This window comes from Streptomyces sp. NTD107, from assembly GCF_059510435.1.
In genome coordinates, this window is record NZ_JCAJZV010000001.1 from 105,165 (window position 1) to 126,461 (window position 21,297).

Genomic DNA, 21,297 nt, shown 5'->3' on the forward strand with positions numbered 1-21,297 from the left:
CTGTATCAGCCGATACACGCCCGGGATACACGCCGGCGGCGCGCTAGCCTGGGCGGGGCTGAGACCGGGACCGAAACCGGGACTGAAACCGGGACTGACGCCGGGGCTTGAGGTACGTAGCGGCGGAGCGGACATGAGCTGGCGGGACTGGCGGGAACTGCGAGCGGTGCCACTGCTGGCCACCCTTCCCGAGGCCCGGCTGCGGCACCTGTGGGAATGCTCGCTCTCGCGCCGGTACCCCCAGGGCGCCACCCTGCGTACGGCGGGCGACACCGCCACCCATCTCCTGCTGCTGCTCAGCGGCACGGTGACCGCACACCGTACGACGCCGGACGGCCGGACCGTGCGCTTCGGCCGCTGGGACGCCCCGTGCGCGCTGGACAAGGTGGCGCTGCTCGACGGCCGGGGCCATACCGCGACCCTCGGTGCGCTGACCGACTGCGTGATACGTGCCCTGCCGCGAGCCGTCTTCCTGCGGACGATGGAGGACACGGCCACCGTAAGGGCACACGTTCTGAGGCTCCTGGCCGCCGAGGCCAGGGCGGGGCAGGACCAGTATCTGGCGGCGCTCGCCCTCCCCACGGTGGCGCGGCTGGCGGCCTTGCTGCTCGCCGGTGATGGCTTCACCGGAAGCCAGCAGGAACTGGGCGAAGTCCTCGGCGTGACCCGGGTCACCGCCAACCGGGCCGCCTCACGGCTGCGCATCGAGGGACTGATCCGGGTCACCCCCGGCCGGATCGACATCCTGGCACCGGAACTCCTGGCGCTCCGCTCGCGTGCGTAGACGGGGAGTCGGGGCGGGGCCCCGCCACCGTCGCGACCCGCTGCCGCGGACTCTCACCCGCAGTCGAGCGAGTGCAGCGCGGGATAGACGGGATCGGTCGTCGTGCCGCTGACCACCAGGACGCCCTCGGTCTGGCCCCAGCGCAGGCTGTACGTCCCCCCGGCAATGGGCCGGTAGCCATCATCGGCGAACCAGGAGCCCGACGCCCGCCAAGCGATTCCCAAGGGTCCTACCGCGTACACATCGCCATGGCCGGCCAGGAGGAACGATGTTTCCCGCACGATGGCGGTGCAGCCTCCGGGGCCCACGGGCTCAAGAACGTGGTACTTCGCACCGGCACCCAGGTCGCTGACCGCGCTCCAGATGCTGCCCAGGCCGGCCACCACCGCCAGTAGTCGCAGGGCGAGCCGCAGCCTGGGCCGGTACCTCTTGGCGACGATCACCATGAGGACCAGTCCCACGAGGAACAGGGCGGTCCCCACCTGCCAGCCGGGGATCACCTGCCCCATGACGACGAACAGCAGGTCGCCCCAGGCCAGGGGCACGGCCAGAATCAGACAAGCCGCCGCAACGACCATGCACGTGCCTATCCACGTGATCCGGTCCTGCCAGCGCCGCACGGTATCCATCGCCGCAGCCTACGGGGCTGCGCCGCTGGAATTATCGGACGATACGCCCTGCCCCCCACATGGGCCGCCGGCCAAGCCTGCTGACGGCGGTGGACCGACTGTGAGCCTTGTGGGGACATCCAACGCATTACGGCAACGAGCGTGTGAGCCAGAACACTTCACCGTTCTCCTCCGTGGAAACGTGATCCCGCTCGAACCCGAGCTTCTCAAGGACACGGAGTGACGGTGTGTTCCAGGTGCCGACGGTCGACCAGAGCCGTTTCCGCCCGGTCGCGACAGCGGCATCGAGCACTGCCCGGGCCGCCTCGGTGGCGTAGCCACGTCCATGCACGCGCTGGAACAGCTCATACGCGATTTCAGGCTCGTCCAGGTTGGAACGGCCGATGATCAGCCCGCAGTAGCCGATGAAGTCGCCTTCATCACGGCGCTGGATGGGCAACAGAGCGATCCCCGTGGTCGACGTCGCGGTGAGCAACTCCGCGATGGACTTCCGGATGTGCTCAACCTCGGGGGTTCCCTTGCCACGTTCGGAGAGGAGGGCGCAGAACTCAGCGGCGTCCGACTCGGCCCACGGCCGCAGTATCAGCCGCTCGGTCTCCAGGTGGAACGGCATCGTCTTGTACGCAGACATGCCCCTACTCTGGCCCACGGATCATCGCGGGCGCTATCCGAGCCGGTCGAAGGTGCCGGCCTTGATGCGCTTCAGGAGGGAGCGGGTTCGTACGTGGTCGGTGTCCAGCACGACGGCTGGGAGTTCGTCGCTCTCCCGAACCAGGAGGCCGTCGCCGAGTGTTGCCAACTCGACGCATCCTGCGGCCTCGTTGGAGAAGGAAGACTTCTGCCATCGGATCGCCTGCATGTCTGTGTCCCTTGTCATTGCTTCCTCGCGCTGCGGATAAGATCGCGTGAATCCTCCGGGGAGAGCGCGACCTCTTGCATGCGGCCAAGCGTAGAGCGGTGCTTGATCAGTTTGAACTCGGCATCCACGAATTCAGGCCCGTGCGAGTTCTCAAGTTCTACGGTGTCGAGTCGCGGTGCCGGTCCTGCGGCGTAGATGATGGCACTGCCTGCCCCGGCGTAGCCCTCGGCCCAGAAGGGGATGACCCGGAGGGTGATGTGGTCCTGTTCGGAGGTTTCCAGCAGCCGGTCCAGCTGTCGCATGTGGACGTCCACGCCGCTGAGCCTCACTCGCAGGGCCGCTTCGTGCACGATGAAGAGGCAAGGCGTCGGCGTGTCCCGCTCGAAGATGGTCTTGCGCTTCATCCGATGGGTCAGCAGGCGCAGCAGCGCCACCTCTGACAGTCGCGGGATTGCCAAGCGGAAGATGGCGCGGGCGTGCTCCTCGGTTTGCAGCAGTCCGGGGATGTGCAGGTGCTCCACGTTCGTCAGGTGCTTGGCGTGGTATTCCATCTCGGCCAAGTCGACCATTCCGTCCGAGAGCACGCCTCGGTACTCTTCCCACCAGCCCTTCACCTTCGTCTCGGCCATCGTGGCCAACCCCTCGACGTAGGTGGGGTCGGGGCAGTCGTAGAGACGACCGAGTTCACGTACCCGGTCGCCGCTCACGCCGAAGCGGCCTCCCTCCATGTTGGAGATGTTGGTCCGGTCCGTGCCGGTCAGTGCCGCGCCGTCCGCGATGGACAGGCCGGCACTCTCGCGCATGCGGCGGAGTTCGAGGCCGAAGCGGCGCTGTCGTGTGGTGGGTGCCTTCCTGGAAGCCATGGTTGCTCTCCAAACCTCGGCGGCGCTGAGTCCTCATCATGTTCCCTGGCGTGACCTTGAGTCCATCGCGTCACTCGATCTAGTGAATGGGCCTCACTTATGAGGCGTGATGCCCTATGGTGGCATCGAGCCTGACAGCGGGTAGTTCTGCGAACGCGCAGAGCGGTTGCGAGATGACCCGGGACGAGGCATTCCGCCAGCGTTGGGAGATCGCTGATGACCACCACCACCGCACCCACCATCACCAAACCGCCGCCGAACGCCCGCCGTTACCGGCTCACCGCGCCCAACGCCGCCGAGACGGCGAAGGTTGCGCGGGATCATGTGGCAGGACTGTTGGCCCTGCTGGGGTTTGCGGAAGAGGAGGTCGAGACCGCTCGGTTGCTCGTCTCCGAGATCGTCACCAACGTCTTCGACCACACCTCCGTCCCGCTGGTCGTCGTCGAGACGGCCGTGCAGCCGCACCGGGTGCTGGTCGCCGTGCACGATGCCTCGGCCCGGCTGCCCAGGCGGCGCAGGGCCCCGCGGGACAGTGTGTGCGGTCGGGGGCTTCAGTTGGTGGAACTCCTCAGTTCCGCCTGGGGGGGGTTCAGCAATGTCCTTCGGGGACGAAGTGGACCTGGTTCGAGTTGCGTGTTCTTCCGTCGGCGTAGGGGAGTGGCCAGCGTGACCGTCTGGAACAGTGAGCCCGACCGGCGGGCCGACGCGCCGCCGATGACGCATCGGATGCGATGCGACGAGTGCCGCAGGAAGTCGCAGATCAGTGTCGACTTCGGGCATGTGCAGGACTGGCAGCGCAAGCACGCCGCCCACTATCCGAACCACCGCTCGTACACCGCGACCCTCGCCCGGCCCTGGCTGGCCGTTCCGCAGCCGCCCCGGCCGGTGGTCACCACCACGCGTGCCCTCGTTCTGGAACTGGACGGCGCCCCCTCGGGGTGGCGGGACGGGGCCTGCTGGGTGTGTTCCGCGGCGGACCGGCAGGTCGCCTGGATCGGGTCGGCGCGGGTGCTCGGGCGGTCGGCGCATGTGTTCGCCTGCGGGCCGTGCCTTGAGCGGTTGCACCACCAAGTGCGGCTGCGCGGCTGAGCGCACGGCGCCGATGGTCCGCTTTGCGGTGCACAGGTGCGTATGGTCGCCGGGACAAACGGGATGTCTTCGGGCGAGGAGCGCGGGTGAGCGGACGCTGGGAGTTCTGGGTCGACCGGGGTGGCACCTTCACCGATGTCGTCGGGCGGCGGCCCGATGGGGCGCTGGTGACGGGCAAGCTGCTGTCGCACGATCCCGGGCGGTACCGTGACGCCGCCGTCGCCGGAATCCGGCGGATGCTGGGGCTCGCGCCCGGCGAGGCCGTACCGGCCGAGCGGGTGTCCGTCGTGAAGATGGGGACCACCGTGGCGACCAACGCGCTGCTGGAGCGGCGCGGGGAGCCGACCGTACTGCTCATCAGCGCCGGGTTCCGGGACGCCCTGCGGATCGCGTACCAGAACCGGCCCCGGCTGTTCGACCGGCGGATCGTGCTGCCGGAGGCGCTGTACGAGCGGGTCATCGAGGTTCCCGAGCGGGTGGGTGCGGATGGGGAGATCGTCCGTCCGCTCGATCGCGACGTTCTCGGCGTCCAGTTGCGTGACGCCTACGACGCCGGCTGTCGCAGTGCCGCCGTCGTCCTCATGCACGGGTACCGGTATCCCGCGCACGAACGGGCCGTCGCGGAGCTGGCGCGGGCCGCCGGGTTCGCGCAGGTGTCGGCGTCCCACGAAGTCGCCCCGCTGATCCGGCTGGTGTCGCGCGGCGACACGACGGTCGTCGACGCGTACCTCTCGCCGGTGCTGCGCCGGTACGTCGAGCAGGTGGCGGCTGAACTGCGCGGCGTACGGCTGATGTTCATGCAGTCCAGTGGCGGGCTGCGGGAGGCCGGGCACTTCCGGGGGAAGGACGCCGTGCTCTCCGGGCCGGCCGGTGGGGTGGTGGGTATGGCCCGCAGGTGTGCCGAGGCGGGGTACGAGCGGGTGATCGGGTTCGACATGGGCGGGACCTCCACGGATGTCTCCCACTACGCGGGGGAACTGGAGCGGGTCTTCGGTACCCAGGTGGCGGGCGTACGGATGAGCGCGCCCATGATGGACATTCATACGGTCGCGGCGGGCGGCGGATCACTGCTGCGGTTCGACGGGGCCCGCTACCGGGTCGGGCCGGAGTCGGCCGGAGCCGTGCCGGGCCCGGCCTGCTACCGGCGCGGCGGGCCACTGGCGGTGACCGATGCCAATGTGATGCTGGGGCGGGTGCAGCCCGCGCACTTTCCGGCGGTGTTCGGGGCTGACGGGGATCAGCCGCTCGACGCCGACGCGGTGCGCGAGGGGTTCGAGCGGCTTGCCGGCGAGATCGCCCGGGCGACCGGCGACACCCGCGGCCCCGAACAGGTCGCGGCCGGGTTTCTGGAGATCGCCGTGCTCAACATGGCCAACGCGGTGAAGAAGATCTCCGTGCAGCGCGGCCACGATGTGACCCGCTACGCCCTGGCCAGCTTCGGCGGTGCCGGCGGGCAGCACGCCTGCGCCGTCGCCGACGCGCTGGGCATCGACACCGTCATCGTCCCGCCGCTGGCCGGAGTGCTCTCCGCCTACGGGATCGGTGTCGCCGACGCCACCGCCCTGCGGGAGCAGTCCATCGAGCGGGAACTGGACGGCGACGAGCTGCCCGCCATCCAGCGGTTGTGCCGGGAGCTTGCCGGGCAGGCCCGGGCGGAGTTGCTGTCGGACGGGATTGCGGACGGTGCCATCCGCACCGTCGCCCGGCTGCATCTGCGGTACGCGGGGACCGATGCCGTTCTGCCCGTCGACCTGGCCGAAGTTCCCGGCATGGCTGCCGAGTTCACGCGTGCTCACCGGGCGCGGTACGGGTTCGCCATGGACAAGCCGCTCGTCGCCGCGCTCGCCGTCGCCGAGGCCGTGGGGGCGGCCGGCCCGGGTGCGCCGGCCGAGGCCGCGCCCACGCGGGGTGCCGGGGAGGCGGTGGCCGGGCCCGTCGACCGGGTACGGATGTACGCCGCCGGCCGCTGGTATCCCGACGCGCCGCTGTTCCGCCGGGAGGAGCTGCGCGCCGGGGACACCGTCGACGGGCCCGCCATCATCGCCGAGGCCGATGCCACCACCGTTGTCGATCCCGGCTGGCGGGTCACGGTCGGTGCTCGTGGCCATCTCCTTGTCGAGCGGGTGACCGCCCGGCCCCGTACCACCGCGGTCGGCACCGAGGTGGACCCGGTCAAGCTGGAGGTCTTCAACAATCTCTTCATGGCGATCGCCGAACAGATGGGCGTCCGGCTGGAGAACACCGCGCACTCCGTCAACATCAAGGAGCGGCTTGACTTCTCCTGCGCGCTCTTCGACGCCGGGGGCAATCTGATCGCCAACGCCCCGCACATCCCCGTGCATCTGGGCTCCATGGGGGAGTCCATCAAGGAGGTGCTGCGCCGCAACGCCGGCCGGATGCGGCCCGGGGATGTGTACGCGATCAACGATCCCTATCACGGGGGGACGCATCTGCCTGATGTCACCGTCGTGACACCGGTGTTCGACGACTCCGGACGGGAACTGCTCTTCCTCGTCGCTTCCCGTGGGCACCACGCCGAGATCGGCGGCATCACCCCCGGTTCCATGCCCGCCTTCAGCCGCACCATCGACGAGGAGGGCGTGCTCTTCGACAACTGGCTGCTGGTGCGCGACGGCGCGCTGCGCGAGGCGGAGACCCGGGAACTGCTCTCCGGGGCCCGCTACCCCTCCCGTTCCCCGGACGCCAATCTCGCCGATCTGCGCGCCCAGATCGCCGCCAACGAGAAGGGCATCGCCGAACTGCGCTCCATGATCGACCAGTTCGGGCTCGATGTGGTGCACGCGTACATGCGGCACGTGCAGGACAACGCCGAGGAGTCGGTGCGCCGGGTCATCGGGGCGCTGCACGACGGGTCCTGCCGTTACGAGACCGACGACGGCGCCGTCATCCAGGTGGCCGTCACCGTGGACCGGGGGAAGCGGTCCGCTCTCCTCGACTTCGCCGGGACCTCGCCCCAGCGGCCGGGCAACACCAATGCCCCGTCCTCCGTCGTCATGGCCGCCGTGCTGTATGTCTTCCGCACCCTCGTCGCCGATGAGATCCCGCTCAACAGCGGGTGCCTGAAACCGCTGGAGGTACGTATCCCGCCCGGTTCGATGCTCGCGCCCGCCTACCCGGCCGCCACCGTGGCCGGGAACGTCGAGACCTCGCAGGCCGTCACCGGTGCCCTGTACGCGGCGCTCGGCGTGCAGGCCGAGGGCTCCGGCACCATGAACAACCTCACCTTCGGCAACGACCACGTCCAGTACTACGAGACGATCGCCAGTGGTTCCGGCGCGGGGGACGGGTTCGCCGGGGCCGACGCCGTCCAGACCCATATGACCAACTCGCGGCTCACCGACCCCGAGGTCCTGGAGTGGCGCTACCCGGTCCGGGTCGAGGACTTCCACATCCGCGCGGGCAGCGGCGGCGCCGGGCACTGGCGGGGCGGGGACGGGGTGCGGCGGCGGCTCCGGTTTCTGGAACCGATGACCGTCACCGTGCTGACCGGCCACCGCCGGGTGCCCCCGTACGGCATGGCGGGCGGGCGGCCCGGGGCGCTGGGCCGCAACGTGGTGCGGCGCGCCGACGGGCGGATCGAGCCGCTCGCCGGGGCCGACACCGCCGAGGTCGCGGCCGGCGATGAGCTGATCATCGACACGCCCGGGGGCGGGGGGTACGGGCCGGCGTAGCCGCTACGGCATGCCCGGGCCGTACCGTCCCGCGTGCGGCGCGAACAGGTCCAGCAGCCGGGTACGGGCCGCCCGTACCCGGTAGGCCAGGATCTCGGCGATCACCCGCAGCAGCGCGTACCCGAAGTCCGGATCGTCGTCGCACACCGCCTGCACCTGCGCCCCGTCGAACTCGTACGCCCGCACCGGGCTCAGCGCCTCCGCGCCGAAATCCCACTCGTACGGTGGAAACAGCCACGACCAGCCCAGCAGATCGCCGGTCTCCAGGGAGGAGACCGGCGTCGGGCGTGGCCCCGACAGCCGCAGATCCAGGGTGACCGTTCCCGAGCGCAGCACCCAGAACCGGTCCGCGCGGCCCTTCTCCTCGAAGATCCGCTCACCCTGCTCGAAGGACACCTCCTGCGCCAGTGCCATCAGCCGCTCACGGTGCATGGGCGGCAGCACCCGCAGCAGGCGCTTGGAAGCCGTCATCGCGCCCCGCCTCCTCCCGTGCCGTGCCGTCCCCTCCATGGCAACCCATTCGGGCGAATCCCGCATCCCCAGCCCGCCCGCCGCGCGCCCGCCCGGCGCCCGGCGTTCAATGGGAGACGTGACCGCCAGCCCCGATCCGCTCCCCTTGGACGCCGCCGTGGTGCTGGTGCTGGACGCGCGCGGCGAGGTGCTGACCTGTACCCCGGACGCCGAGGAACTGCTCGGGCGGCCCGCCGCGCAGATCGCCGGGCAGCGCCTGGACCAGCTCATGGAGCTGCGGGACCGCTGCGCCGCCACCCTGATCCGGCCCGGCCGTCCCGGCGCGGACCGGCTGCGGCTGCGGCTGGCCACCGTCGAGCTGCCCGGCGGTGGCGGCGAGGCGCGGCAACTGGTCACCCTCACCCCCGAGGACGCCGCGCACCGCCACGAGGAGGACCAGGCGCTGGTCCGCGCCCTGTTCTCGCAGCGGCGCGTCGGCATCGCCATCCACCGCACCGATCTGCTGATCACCCGGCTCAACCTCACCCCCGACGTGCTGCTGCGCGCCGCCGAGGCGCACGATCAGGGGGCGCCGCTGCCCGCCTGGCTCGCCGACATGCTGGTGCCGGAGGACGCCGACGCCGTCAGCGGCCGGCTGCGGCAGGTCATCGACAGCGGCGAGTCCGTCATCGACTGGGAGCACTCGGCGCGGCTGCGCGACGCGCCCGACAGCGAGCGGGTGCTCAGCATCCAGATGTTCCAGCTGCGCGACCCGGGCGACCGCGTCCAGGGCGCGGTCAGCATCTTCACCGACGTCACCGAGCAGTACATCGCCCGCCGCCGGATGGCCCTGCTGCACGCCGTCGCCGAACGCATCGGCGCCACCTTGGACATCACCCGCAACGCCCAGGAACTCGCCCGGGTGCTGGTGCCCGGCTTCGCCGACCTCGCCGCCGTCGACATCTCCCACCTCATGCTGAGCGGCGACGAGCCCGTGTGGACCGTACCCGGCGCCCAGTTGCGGCGGCTCGGAGGCGAAGCCGCGGACGGTACGTGGCCGGCCGAGGTCTACCCGCCCGGGGCGCGCTTCGTCGTCGAGGAGTTCGCCGACCCCCGGCTGTCCGAGACCCGCGCCGTACGCGAGCCGTGGCCCGACGCGGTACGCACCCGGCGCATCGGGCTGCCCGGCGGCGAACCGGGACCGGCCGCCCACCAACTGCCGCCAGGGCCCGGTTCCCGGATGATCGTGCCGCTCAGCGCCCGAGGTCAGGTGCTCGGCGCGCTGCACCTGTGGCGCGCCCCCGGCAGGCTCACCTTCACCCGGCAGGACGCCTGGCTCGGCGAGGAGATCTGTTCCCGGGCCGCCCTCAGCCTCGACAACGCCCGCCGCTACACCCGCGAACACCGCACCGTGGAAACCCTCCAGCGCAGCCTGCTGCCACAGCCCGTCGTCGAGCTGACCGCCGCCCGCACGGCCGGCAGCTACGTCGCCGCGCGCACCGCGGCCGGCACCGGCGGCACCTGGTACGACGTGATCCCGCTGTCCTCGGCGCGGGTCGCGTTCGTCATCGGCGACATCGCCGGACACGGCCTCAACGCCACCGCCACCATGGGGCGGCTGCGCACCGCCGTACAGACCCTCGCCGACCTCGATCTCGCCCCCGAAGAACTGCTGACCCGGCTCGATGATCTGGCGATCCGGCTGGCCGACGCCGAGCGCGAACCCCGCGACGGTACGGGGGCGGTCGGGGCGACCTGCCTGTACTGCGTGTACGACCCGGTCACCGGCGTCTGCGCGATGGCCGGCGCCGGCCGGGTGCCCCCGGTCATCGCCCGGCCGGGGCAGCCGCCCGAGATCGTGCCGCTGAAGGCCGGGCCGCCGCTGGGCGTCGGCGGCACCCCCTTCGAAGCCGTCCACGTCCGACTGGACCCCGGCAGCTGGCTGCTGCTGTTCAGCGACGAACTGGTGGCGGCCCGGGCGGGGGACGGCGACACCCTCGAACCGGTGGAGCACACCCCCGAGGAACGGATGGAGCTGCTGCGCGCCGAGGTGGCGGCGGCCGGCGACCGTACCCCCGCCGAGCTGGGCCAGGCCGTCCTGGACGCCCTGCTGCCGCGCCGCGCCCCGGACAGCGAGGTGGCGCTGCTGGTCGCCCGGGTCCGTACGCTGCCCGAGGACGCCACCGCGCACTGGAGCTTCCCGGCCGATCCGGCCGTGGTGGGGCAGGCGCGGAACGCCATCGTGGAGCGGCTGACACGGTGGGGCCTGGATGCCAACGTCTTCGCCACCGAACTGATCGTCAGCGAACTCGTCACCAACGCCATCCGGTACGCGGGCGGGCCCGTCGAACTGCGGCTCATCCGGGACGATTCACTGATCTGCGAGGTCTCCGACCCCAGCGAGACGCAGCCGCATCTGCGCCGTGCCCGGCCCACCGACGAGGGCGGCCGGGGGCTGTTCCTGGTCGCGCAGCTGGCGCACCGCTGGGGCAGCCGCTACACCGCCCGCGGCAAGACCATCTGGACCGAACAACTCCTGGACGCCGATGGGGACCCTGGCCCGGGCATCGGCCTGGCCCTGGGACTCGGCCTGGACCCGGGCGCGGGCGCGGACCCGGGCGCGGACCCGGACGTGGGGTAGCGGTGGCCGGCGGCGGAGCCGAGGGGACGTCCGGGGCCATGGCCGGCGACATGCCGGACCGGTCGACCGGCGCGCTGACCGATCTGATGCGGCAGGCCGTGTTCGTCCAGGACGAGAACGGCGCCATCGTGCTGTGGGGCCCGGAGGCCGAGCTGCTGTTCGGCTACCTGGCCGACCGGGCGCTCGGCCGCGACGCCGGCGCCCTGCTGCTGCCCGAGGCCCCGCCCGGGCTGGCCCAGGACTGGCTGCGGCGGGCCCGGGCCGGCCCCGAGTGGGCCGGCACGCTGCCCGTCCGGCACGCCGACGGCCACACCCGGCTCGTGGAGATCCGCAGCCGGCCCGCGCCGGCCGCAGGCGGTGCCCGGCGGATCATCAGCCAGGCCGCCGACGCCGGAACGCTGCGCGAACTCGCCGCCGACCTCGCCCTGTCCACCGGGCTGATCAACCAGTCCCCGGTGGCACTCGGCCTGTTCGACACCGACCTGCGCTGGCGGCGGGTCAACCCCGCCCTCGCCCGGCTGCACGGCGTACCGGCCGCCGATCTCATCGGCCGCCCGTTCGGCGAGGTGCTGACCGAGACCGATGTCAGCGGGGTCGGCGAAGTGCTGCGCCGGGTCCTGGAAACCGGCCGGCCCGTCATCGATCACCGCACCACAGGACGGACCCCCGCCGACCCCGACCGCGACCACGTGTGGTCCACCTCCTTCTACCGGCTCGACGAACCCGAAGGCCGCACCCTGGGGGTGGCCATCTCCGCCATCGACGTGACCGAGCGGGTCCGCGCCAACACCGAGGTGGCCAGGGCCCGGATCCGGCTCGCGCTGATCGCCGAGGCCGGTACCCGGATCGGCACCACCCTCGATCTGCGCCAGACCGCCCGCGAGCTGGCCCAGGCCGCCGTGCCCCGCTACGCCGACCTGGCCGGCGTCGACATCCTCGACGCGGTGCTCGGCGGCGGCGCGGCCCCGCCCGTACAGCCGGACGGCTCGGCGGTCTTCCGGCTGCTGGCCGTGGCCGGCACCGAGGGCACCGGCCTCGAATGGGACCCGCAGGAGATGGGCGGGCCGGTGACGTTCGGCCCGTCCCGGATCAACACCCAGGCGGTACGGCACGCCCAGGGCATCCTGCTGACCGACGCCGTCCCGTACGGGGTACGGCGGCTGGCCCGCGACGAGCGGGGGGCGCGGGCGCTGGAGGCGGCCGGGGTGCACTCGATCCTGGTCACCCCGCTCATCGCGCGCGGCGAGGTGCTCGGCACCATCACCTTGATGCGGACCACCGGCAGCCGGCCGTTCGACGAGGAGGACCGCGAACTCGCCGGCGAACTGGCCGCCCGCGCGGCGATCAGTGTCGACAACGCCCGGCTGTACACCAGGGAACGGAACACCGCGCTCACGCTCCAGCGCAGCCTGCTGCCGCAACTGCCCGAAGGCCGCACGGACATCGACATCGCCTACCGCTACCGGCCGGCCGTCTCCGAGGTGGGCGGCGACTGGATCGATGTGCTGCGGCTGTCGGGGGACCGGTGGGGCCTGGTGGTCGGCGATGTGATGGGCAAGGGGGTACGGGCCGCCGCCATCATGGGGCAACTGCGCTCCACCATCCGGGCGCTGGCCCGCATGGATCTCCCCCCGGCCGAACTGCTCGGCCAGCTGGACGGCATCGCGGAGTTCCTCGGCGACTCCATCGCGACCTGTCTGTACGCGGTGTGCGATCCGCGCGCGGGCTGGTGCGAGATGGCCAGCGCCGGACATCTGCCGCCGGTGCTGGTGGAGCCGGACGGGCGGGGCGAACTGCTGGAGCTGCCCCGGGCGGTGCCGCTGGGGGTGGGCGGGGTGCCGTTCCGCGGGGCGCGGCTGCGGCTGGCCCCCGGGGCAACATTGGCGCTGTTCACGGACGGTCTGGTGGAGGAGCGGCGGCACTCGATCGACGAGGGGCTGCGGGCGGTGCTGCGGCTGCTGGAGGGGCCGCCCGGATCACTGGAGGAAACCTGCGACACTGTGCTGGGCACCCGGGCGCACAGCACTCCGCAGGACGATGTCGCTCTGCTGCTGGCGCGGGTGCACCGGGGCGGGGCCGACAGCGACTGAGCGCGTCGCGGTACGCGTGGCCCGGTCGCGCCGCCTTCCGCCGTGTCCGCATGCACCACCGTATCCGCACCAACCGAACCATCCACACCATCCACACCATCCGAACGATCTGGGTCATCCGTACCGTCCGTGCCGAATCCATCAATGTCAGTGTCACCACTTACTGTGGGCTCCGTGACCGCACCAGCAGGAACGACCCGTGCCACCCCGGCCCTGGGCCTGGGCCCCGCCGCCGACGAGGGGCTGGCCCGGCGGCTGCGCGCGCTGGCCTGCACCGCGCCACTGCACGACCTGGACGCCCGCAAGGCCAACCTCGCCGGTGAGTACGGCATATACACCATGGCCGAGGTGGCGCTGGCCGCCATCGACCTGGTCACCCTCAGCATGGACTTCGACACCGGGGCCGACCACGAGGACGTCATCGTGCGCCTGCTGCCCCGGGTCGCCGCCCAGGCGCCGGGCCGGCCCGCCGCCGAGCACGAGCGGGTGGCCCGCTGGGTGCTCGACAACCTCATCAACGTCGGCAGCGTGGACCGCGGCTTCCGCACCGTCTACGGCACCTTCGGGCCCGACGGCGCCTACGTCCGCCGCGATTACGACTTCAAGCTGATCGAGGAAGTGCCCGGCCCCGGCGGCGGGGTGTATCTGCGCACCACCGACGAGGCCGTCAACGTCCTGGTCGGCGCCCTGGACACCGATGTCACCAGCGCCCAGATCGCCGCCGAGGTCAAGCTGGAGGTGCTGATCAGCCGGGGCCGCCTGGCCGACGCCCAACTCGCCGCCGAGGCCGCCCGCTACCGCACCGTCCAGTACGCCGAGACGCTGCGCCGCGCCCTGGAGGCCACCCGGCGCAATGTCCGGGCCGTCGACTGGCTGCGCACCGTCCCCGATCTGATCGGCGAGGCACTTGACCACATCGCCGACCGCTACCGGCACGAGAACGCCATCCTCACCAACATCCGCCGGGCCAGGGACGAGGCGATAGAGCCCGACCACAAGCTGCGCGCCGCCGAGCTCGTCGACATCGTCAAGGACTGCATCCGCCGGCACACCCAGCTCCAGTCCCGGCTGCTGGAGGCCGGGCCGCTCTTCCGCGCCGAGCAGGACCGGCAGGCGTTCGCCCCGCCCGCCGCCCGCGCCGGGGTCGACCTGTACGGGCAGCTGCTCGCCCCGCTGCTGCCCGAACCGCTGGAGCGCGCCGCCCGGGTGACCGACGCGTTCTTCGCCAAGGGCACCGGACCCCGTACCCCCGGCGCGGTACGGCTCGCCGATCTGGCCGAACTGCTGCTGACCCCGCCCGCGCCCCGCGAACACCTGGGCGCCGAGCTGCCCGAGCCGGATCTCGTCGCCACCCCCGACGACTCCCGGTTCAGCGAGGAACAGCTGGCCACCGCGCTGGAGATACTGGATCTGCCCCCCGACGCCCCGCGCCGGCTGTCCGGGCTGCTGGAGCAGGCCCGCCGCAAGGACCCCGCAGACCCCGAACTGCCCTATCTGCTGACCCTGCTGGCCGTGCACGCCGCCAGCCCCCCGGTGGGCACCGCCTACCGGCAGGGCGAACGGCGGCTGCTGTTCGCCGTCGACGACGGCACGGTGCTGCGGGACCCGGAGTTCGGCGGCGCCGATCTGATCGTCGGCACCGCACTGCTGGACGCGGCCTCGATGGCCGCCGATCGCTCGGAGAGCACGTCATGACCACCGCAGCCGACGCCCTGGGGACCGACGCCGAGGACGAGGGCGCCGCCGCGCCGGCCTCCCCGTCGGGGCCCGCCACGGTGACCCCCGCGGACGCCGCCGACGCCGCCCGGCTGGTGTCCTTCGGCATCCAGCCCAAGCTGCTGCCGGCCCGCGACGCCGAGTACGCCGCCCTGCTGCGCCGCTACCAGGAGGAGCCGGCCTTCGCCCGGCTCGCCGACGCCGTCGCCACCGGGCTCGGGCTGATCGTCCTGGAGGTCTCCACCCGCGCCGGGATGGCCATGACGGCGGCCGAGGACTCGGTGTTCGCGGTGCGGATGAGCGAGTACGCCCGCCGTACCACCGCCGACTCCGCCGACCGGTTCCTGCACGGCCTGGCCCATCTCGCCGTGGCCGCCCTCGCCTTCCCCCGCCCGCAGGACCTCGCCGACGACGGCTACATCGGCCGGATCACCATCAACGGCGTGGACGCCTTCGTACGGCAGGCATGCCGGCGGCTGGAGGAGCGGGCGGCGCAGGACGGCGAGAACACCGACCCGGCCTCCGGCAACCCGGGACTTGAGGCCGCCTGGCGGGTGTACGCGCGGCGCAGCGCCACCGGGGCGACGAAGGACGCGCGGCGGCTGTCCGGTTCGACCACCGGCATCATCGGCAAGGCGGTCGCGTTCCTCACCGACTCCGGCTTCCTCCAGCGCACCGGCGACGACGCGGGCGGCACGTACCGCACCACCGCCCGCTACCAGCTCCAGGTCCGCGACATGGCCGCCGGTGCCGCCATGGGCGAGCTGCTGGAGCTGGGCATCGTGCCCGTCAGCGACGGCACCGCCACGCTGCTGCCGCCCGACACCACCGACGACCTCGACCTGGTGGACGGCGCCGGACTGCCGTTCCACAGCTGACCCGTCAGCCCTGACATCCCCCCGCGAACGACGAACGACGAGAGCCCAGCCACATGTACGAGTTGTCCCGGGTCCGCCTCTACTCGATCGGACCGGCCGGCGCGCGCTACGCCGACACCGTCCTCGATCTGCGTGGAGTCGGTGCGGTGGTGCCCCAGCCGGCTCCCGCCCAGGCCGACTTCTTCGAGGAGGAGCCCACCGGGCCGCCGCGCCGCCCGGCGCCGGCCGGGGTGCTCTTCCTGGAGAACGGCGGCGGCAAGTCCGTGCTGCTGAAACTCATCTTCTCGGTGATGCTGCCAGGCCACCGCAACACCCTGGGCGGCGCCAGCTCCGGCGTGCTGCGGAAGTTCCTGCTCGCGGACGACTGCGGGCACGTCGCCCTGGAGTGGCAGCACACGCTCACCGGGGAGAGCGTGGTGGTCGGCAAGGTGAGCGAGTGGCGCGGGCGCCAGGTGTCCGGCGACCCGAGGAAGTTCGCCGAGGCGTGGTACTCCTTCCGGCCGGGCCCCGGGATGAACCTGGACTCGCTGCCGGTCGCCGAGTCCACCGCGCTGCGCCCGCGCGGGGAGCAGGCCGAGGGCACCTCGGGGGCGCGCGGGCGGCGCCGCACCATGAAGGGGTTCCGGGACGTCCTGACCGAGACCGGCAAGGCGTACCCCAACCTGGACGTGGTGTGGGAGGAGACCCACGAACGCTGGATCGAACACCTGGGCAGGCTGAGCCTGGACCCGGAACTCTTCCGCTACCAGCGGGAGATGAACGCCGACGAGGGCGAGGCGGCCGGGCTCTTCGCCGTCAAGAACGACTCCGACTTCACCGATCTGCTGCTGCGCGCGGTGACCGACACCCGGGACACCGACGGGCTCGCCGACCTGGTGCACGGCTTCGCCCACAAGCTGGGCCGGCGGGCCGAGCTGACCGCCGAGCGGGACTTCACGGCCGGCTCGCTCGACCTGCTCGGCCGGATCGCGGAGGCGGCGGCCGAACGGGACCAGGCCCGTACGGTGCACGGGGCGGCCGAGCGGCGGGTACGCGCCCTGGCCGGGCGGCTCTTCGCGCGCGGGCGCACCGAGCGGGACCGGGCGGCGGAGCTGGCCGCCGGGGTCGAATCGGCGCAGGCGGCGGTCGCGGGCGCGGAGCGGGAGCGGGCGGACGCCTCGCTGATCGCCGCCGAACTGGCCTACCGCAACGCGTCGCTTGCGCTGGCGGCTGCCGAGAAGGGGGCGGCGGCGCAGCGCCGGGAGCTGACCGACGCGCGGACGCTGCACGCGGCGTGGCAGGCGGCGGAGACGGTGCTGGCGCACCGGGCGGCGGCGGACCGCGCGGCGCGGGTGGCCGCGGCGATCCAGGAGGCGGAACGCGACGCGGCGCCTGCCCTGGCGGCGCGCGGTGCGGCGGCCGGCGAACTGGTGCGGGCGCTGCACGCCGCGGCGCAGGACAGCGAACGCGCGGCGGGCGAACAGGAGGAGCGGTCGGCCGCCTTGCAGCGCGAGTCGGAGGCCGCGCACCGCGACGCCACGGCGGCGGCCACGGGGGCGCAGCGGGCGCGCAGTGAGTCGGAGCATCTGCGGCAGCGGCTGGCGGAGGTCGAGGCGGAGACCGCCGAGGCGGTCCGCAACGGCTGGCTGGAGGGCGCGGACCCGGCCCGCGCGGCGCTGTCCGCGTCCGACGCGGAGAAGTCCGCGACGGCATCGTGGGAAACGGCCCGCGAGGCGGCGGTCCGCGCCACGGAATCGCTGCGCGACGCAACAGCGGCCCACTCCGGGGCGGACCTGCTGGCGGCCCGCGCCATGGACGCGGCGAAGGCGGCCGAAGCCGCCTGGCAAGCCGAACACGCCACAGCCACCGCCCTGGCCTCCGCCCCCCGGCTGGCGGAACTCCTCAGCCTGGCCCCGGCGGGCGGCCCGGCCACGGACCGCGCCGATCGGCCCGACACCGGCACCCGGGTCCTCCCCGCTTCGTCCGGCCCCGGGGCCGGACGGCGGGGAGTAACCCTCCGCGTCCCGGACGGCGACCCGCGGCCGGACGGGAGGCACCCGGGGCGTACCGCCGTGCACACGCCGGCGGGCGATGCCCGGCGCGGAGCGGCGGCCGGACTGCCGGGGGACGGCCGCGCGACGGCAGGCCGGGGGGCTGCTTCGTCGGGGGCCGAAGCGGCGGGGGCAGGTGGGGAATCCGGCGGTAGCCCCGCGCTCGGCTCGCCGGGGGACGACGCCCGTCGCGGAGCGTCCGGGCGGGCGGCCGGTGCGGCGAAGGCCGGGCCGGTGGTTGCCGCGTCCGGGGCTGAGGCCGCGCGGCCGGACGGGACGCCCGCCGGGCGTTCGGGCGCGCGCGTCACGCCCGGCCGGGTGTTGGCGGCCTCGGCCCAAGGCCGGAAGGTGACGGTCCGGATCACCGACGGGGGCCCGGAGGCGGCTGCCGCTGCCGAGGCGGGCGGCGGGGGCCGGAAGCGGCGGCGGCCCAAGGCCGCCGGGCGGGTCGTTGCCGCCGAGGCCGGTGCGGTGCGCGGGGTCTCGGCCGTGGTGCGCGACGGCGGGGATCTCACCGCCGAGGAGCTGGACCGCAACGCCGAAGCGCTCGCCGCTCTGCTGGAGGAACGCGTCTCCGGCGCCGAACGGCTGTTGTTCGAGCTGCGGACCGCCGCCGCCGACGACGCGCGGATTCTTGGAGCGCTCGGGGACGGTGGACTGCTGCCGCCGGGGCCCGATGTGCTGGCCACCGTCGAATTTCTCGGCGAGCACGGCATCCCCGCCCTCCCCGGCTGGCGCTATCTCGCGCAGGCCGTCGACCCCGCCGATCACGCCGCCGTGCTGGCCGCCAGGCCCGAGCTGGTCGACGGGGTGATCATCACCGACCCCGGCAGCCACGCCCGCGCCCGCGAAGCGCTCGCCGGCGCGGCCCTGTTGCCCCGGTCCACCGTCGCGGTCGGCACCGCCGCCGCGCTGCTCGCGCCCACCCCGCCGCCCGGCGGCCCGGACAGCGGCGTGTTCCTCGTCCCGCCCAACCCGGCCATGCACGACGAGCGCGCCGCCGACGACGAGCGGCAGACCCTGCGACAGCGCGCCACCGAGCGCGACACCGAGATCCGTACACTGGCCGCCCGGCTGGCCGGCGACCGTACGCTGGCCGCCCGCCTCGCCTCCTGGCGGGCCGGCTGCCCCGCCGGGCGGCTCGCCGAGCTGGCCGCCGCCGCGACGGAGGCCAAGGACCGCGCCGCCACCGCCCGGCAGCGGCTCACCGAGGCGAGCGCCACCCGCGCCGAGGCCGAGGAGATCGCCGCCGAGGCGACCCGGATCCGCGACGAGGCCCAGGACCGGGTCCAGCGCGCCCGCCGCTCCGCCGACGCCCTCGCCGGACTCGCCTTCCGGCTGCGCGAACGCGCCAACTGGCAGGTGCGGGTGCGGGAGCTGGCCGTCGAGGCGGCCGAGGCCGAGGCCGCCGCCACCGAGTGCCTGGACCGCGCCCGCGCCGCCGACGAGGACCGGCGCGCCGCCCAGCGCACCGCCGACGACACCCGCCGCACCGCCCGCGCGCTGCGCGCCGAGCGGGCCCAGGTCACCGGCGCCCCCGACGAGCTCCCCGCCGAGCCGCCCGCCGCCGCGCTGCCCGATCTGCGCGAGGCGTACCGTACGGCCTCCCAGCTGTACGAGAAGGTCGGTGTCGGCGCCGACCTGCGCGCCGAACAGGCCCGCGCCGAGGGCGACGAGAGCGCGGCCGGCGCCGCGCTGGAGCGGCTCACCAACAAGGTCCGCACCCGGGCGGCCAAGCTCCTCGCCGAGCTGGACGGCGCCGACGGCCCGTCCCGGCAGGCCGCCGCCGCCCGCGCCGAGTCGCTGGTGCAATTGCTGGAGACCCGATCCTCCACCGCCAGCGAGCAACTGGGCCGGCTGCGCGGCGAGGCCGAGCGGCTCGCCCCCGCCGACGGCGAGGCCCACACCGAGCTGCCCGCCGAACGGGTCCCGGCCGACGCCGAGGCCGCCCGCGAACTGCTGCGCACCGCCACCGCCGAACTCGCCGCCCGCGAGGACACCCTGCACGCCGCCCGCGCCGCCCACGAGGATCTGCTGCGCGAGCACCACACCGCCCGGGACGGCGCCGGCGGCTTCGAGGAGACCGCCGCGCTGCTGCGCGATCTGCTGCGCGACCCGCAGGCCGAACCGCCGGCCGACGCCGAGCCGGACACCGCCTACCCCGGCACCCTCCCCGAGGCCCGGCAGTCCGCCACCGACGCCCGCCGCGCGCTCCGTTCGTGCGCCACCGCCCTGACGGCCGCCGACGGTGCGGTCCGCGAGGCGGGCGACCTTCTCGTACGGCACGCCAACGCCGCCCGCTACGAGCAGGTACGCACCCCCGCCCGGCAGCAGATCCGCGAACTGCCCGCCGCCGCGCTGCCCGAGCACGCCACCGCCTGGGCGCAGGCGTTCGCGCCGAGGCTGCGCGTCCTCACCGACGAGCTCGCCCAGCTGGAACGCAACCGCGACTCCATCGTGGACCGGCTGCGCGGCCTGGTGGAGTCGTCCCTGGCCACCCTGCGTTCCGCCCAGCGGCTGTCCCGGCTGCCCGAGGGCCTGGGGGAGTGGTCGGGGCAGGAGTTCCTGCGCATCCGCTTCGAGGACCCCGACCAGGCCACCCTCAGCGAACGGCTCGGCGAGGTCATCGACGAGACCACCCGCGCCGCCGTCAAGAAGAATTCCGACCTGCGCCGCGACGGCATGTCCCTGCTGCTGCGCGGCACCCACGCCGCTCTGCGCCCCAGCGGCGTGGCCGTGGAAATCCTCAAGCCGGACGCCGTACTGCGCGCCGAGCGGGTGCCGGTCGGCCAGATGGGCGACGTGTTCTCCGGCGGCCAGCTGCTCACCGCCGCCATCGCCCTGTACTGCACCATGGCCGCGCTGCGCAGCAACGACCGGGGCCGCGACAAGCACCGGCACGCCGGCACCCTCTTCCTCGACAACCCCATCGGGCGTGCCAACGCCACCTATCTGCTGGAGCTCCAGCGCGCGGTGGCCGACGCCCTGGGCGTGCAACTGCTGTACACCACGGGCCTGTTCGACACCACCGCGCTGGCCGAGTTCCCGCTGGTGATCCGGCTGCGCAACGACGCCGATCTGCGGGCCGGCCTGAAGTACATCAGCGTCGAGGAGCATCTGCGGCCCGGGCTGCCGCAGCAGCGCACCGGTGAACCCGACGCCGTCCACGGGGAGATCACCGCCACCCGGGTGTTCCGCAAGCCGGCCGAGGAGGCCGGGCCGGGGGAGGAGGCGGGGCTCGCTCAGTGACCGTCCTCGCGCCACAGCGGCTGGCGGCGGCGGGCCGCGCTGCTCGGCACGGACACCACCCCGTGCCGCTGCCGCCACGCCTGCCGGGTGATCCAGATGTCCAGCACCGCCCAGGTCGCCACCACCGTGGAGGCGACCGAGGAGATCGTCATCGGCAGCGCCAGCCATGACCCGGCCAGGGTGCACAGCAGCACCACCACCACCTGACTGAGCGTCAGCGCGATGATGATGACCGCCCGCACCGCCGCCGCGCGTACCGGATCGGGCATCCGGGGTCTCGCATACACTCCGCCGTCCTCCGGTGCGGTGAGATGTGCTGGTATGTCC

At 73.4% G+C, this 21,297-nt stretch carries 14 protein-coding genes; 8 read left to right on the forward strand and 6 right to left on the reverse strand.

The window, feature by feature from the left end; all coding sequences use genetic code 11:
- Positions 1–133 precede the first annotated feature (133 nt).
- Positions 134–784: a Crp/Fnr family transcriptional regulator gene (locus tag AC5WRL_RS00490; protein WP_496086188.1), complete on the forward strand. Its 651-nt coding sequence runs from the start codon at positions 134–136 to the stop codon at positions 782–784.
- 53 nt (positions 785–837) lie between these two features.
- On the opposite strand, the gene AC5WRL_RS00495 is transcribed toward AC5WRL_RS00490, so the two are convergent.
- The 4 genes from AC5WRL_RS00495 to AC5WRL_RS00510 form a co-directional block, all read right to left on the reverse strand.
- Positions 838–1,413, reverse strand: a complete 576-nt coding sequence (locus AC5WRL_RS00495; RefSeq protein ID WP_496086189.1) for a hypothetical protein — start codon at positions 1,411–1,413, stop codon at positions 838–840.
- A gap of 127 nt (positions 1,414–1,540) precedes the next feature.
- A complete protein-coding gene (locus AC5WRL_RS00500) occupies positions 1,541–2,044 on the reverse strand; it encodes a GNAT family N-acetyltransferase (RefSeq protein WP_496086190.1) in 504 nt (167 codons plus the stop codon).
- 33 nt (positions 2,045–2,077) lie between these two features.
- Positions 2,078–2,272 (reverse strand): DUF397 domain-containing protein, encoded by a 195-nt coding sequence (locus AC5WRL_RS00505; RefSeq protein WP_496086191.1) that lies wholly within the window; start codon positions 2,270–2,272, stop codon positions 2,078–2,080.
- A 14-nt stretch (positions 2,273–2,286) separates the two neighbouring features.
- Positions 2,287–3,135 (reverse strand): helix-turn-helix domain-containing protein, encoded by an 849-nt coding sequence (locus AC5WRL_RS00510; RefSeq protein ID WP_496086192.1) that lies wholly within the window; start codon positions 3,133–3,135, stop codon positions 2,287–2,289.
- A gap of 216 nt (positions 3,136–3,351) precedes the next feature.
- Between AC5WRL_RS00510 and AC5WRL_RS00515 the strand changes: the two genes are divergently transcribed.
- A complete protein-coding gene (locus tag AC5WRL_RS00515) occupies positions 3,352–4,224 on the forward strand; it encodes an ATP-binding protein (protein WP_496086193.1) in 873 nt (290 codons plus the stop codon).
- Between the two features lie 86 nt (positions 4,225–4,310).
- Positions 4,311–7,916: a hydantoinase B/oxoprolinase family protein gene (locus AC5WRL_RS00520; RefSeq protein WP_496086194.1), complete on the forward strand. Its 3,606-nt coding sequence runs from the start codon at positions 4,311–4,313 to the stop codon at positions 7,914–7,916.
- Between the two features lie 3 nt (positions 7,917–7,919).
- Here AC5WRL_RS00520 and AC5WRL_RS00525 read toward each other — a convergent pair whose 3' ends face one another.
- Positions 7,920–8,387, reverse strand: coding sequence for a Crp/Fnr family transcriptional regulator (locus AC5WRL_RS00525; protein ID WP_496086195.1), 468 nt, complete (start codon positions 8,385–8,387; stop codon positions 7,920–7,922).
- A 118-nt stretch (positions 8,388–8,505) separates the two neighbouring features.
- On the opposite strand from AC5WRL_RS00525, the gene AC5WRL_RS00530 reads away from it, so the two are divergent.
- The 5 genes from AC5WRL_RS00530 to AC5WRL_RS00550 all read left to right on the forward strand — a co-directional run bounded on the left by AC5WRL_RS00530 (position 8,506) and on the right by AC5WRL_RS00550 (position 20,970).
- On the forward strand, positions 8,506–11,007 hold the full coding sequence (locus tag AC5WRL_RS00530) for an ATP-binding SpoIIE family protein phosphatase (RefSeq protein WP_496086196.1): 2,502 nt from the start codon (positions 8,506–8,508) through the stop codon (positions 11,005–11,007).
- A 38-nt stretch (positions 11,008–11,045) separates the two neighbouring features.
- The gene (locus AC5WRL_RS00535) at positions 11,046–13,097 is read left to right on the forward strand and encodes a SpoIIE family protein phosphatase (RefSeq protein WP_496086197.1); all 2,052 of its coding nucleotides are present in this window, start codon (positions 11,046–11,048) and stop codon (positions 13,095–13,097) included.
- Positions 13,098–13,241: 144 nt separating this feature from the next.
- Positions 13,242–14,792 carry a hypothetical protein gene (locus AC5WRL_RS00540; RefSeq protein WP_496086198.1) on the forward strand — a complete coding sequence of 517 codons (1,551 nt, stop codon included), beginning with the start codon at positions 13,242–13,244 and terminating at the stop codon, positions 14,790–14,792.
- Complete coding sequence (locus tag AC5WRL_RS00545; protein ID WP_496086199.1) at positions 14,789–15,691, forward strand: hypothetical protein; 903 nt, start codon at positions 14,789–14,791, stop codon at positions 15,689–15,691. Before AC5WRL_RS00540 ends, AC5WRL_RS00545 begins: the two co-directional genes overlap by 4 nt.
- Positions 15,692–15,744: 53 nt before the next feature.
- A complete protein-coding gene (locus tag AC5WRL_RS00550; protein ID WP_496086200.1) occupies positions 15,745–20,970 on the forward strand; it encodes a hypothetical protein in 5,226 nt (1,741 codons plus the stop codon).
- Here AC5WRL_RS00550 and AC5WRL_RS00555 read toward each other — a convergent pair.
- A complete protein-coding gene (locus tag AC5WRL_RS00555) occupies positions 20,964–21,257 on the reverse strand; it encodes a hypothetical protein (protein WP_496086201.1) in 294 nt (97 codons plus the stop codon). The genes AC5WRL_RS00550 and AC5WRL_RS00555 overlap by 7 nt on opposite strands.
- Positions 21,258–21,297: the final 40 nt, after the last annotated feature.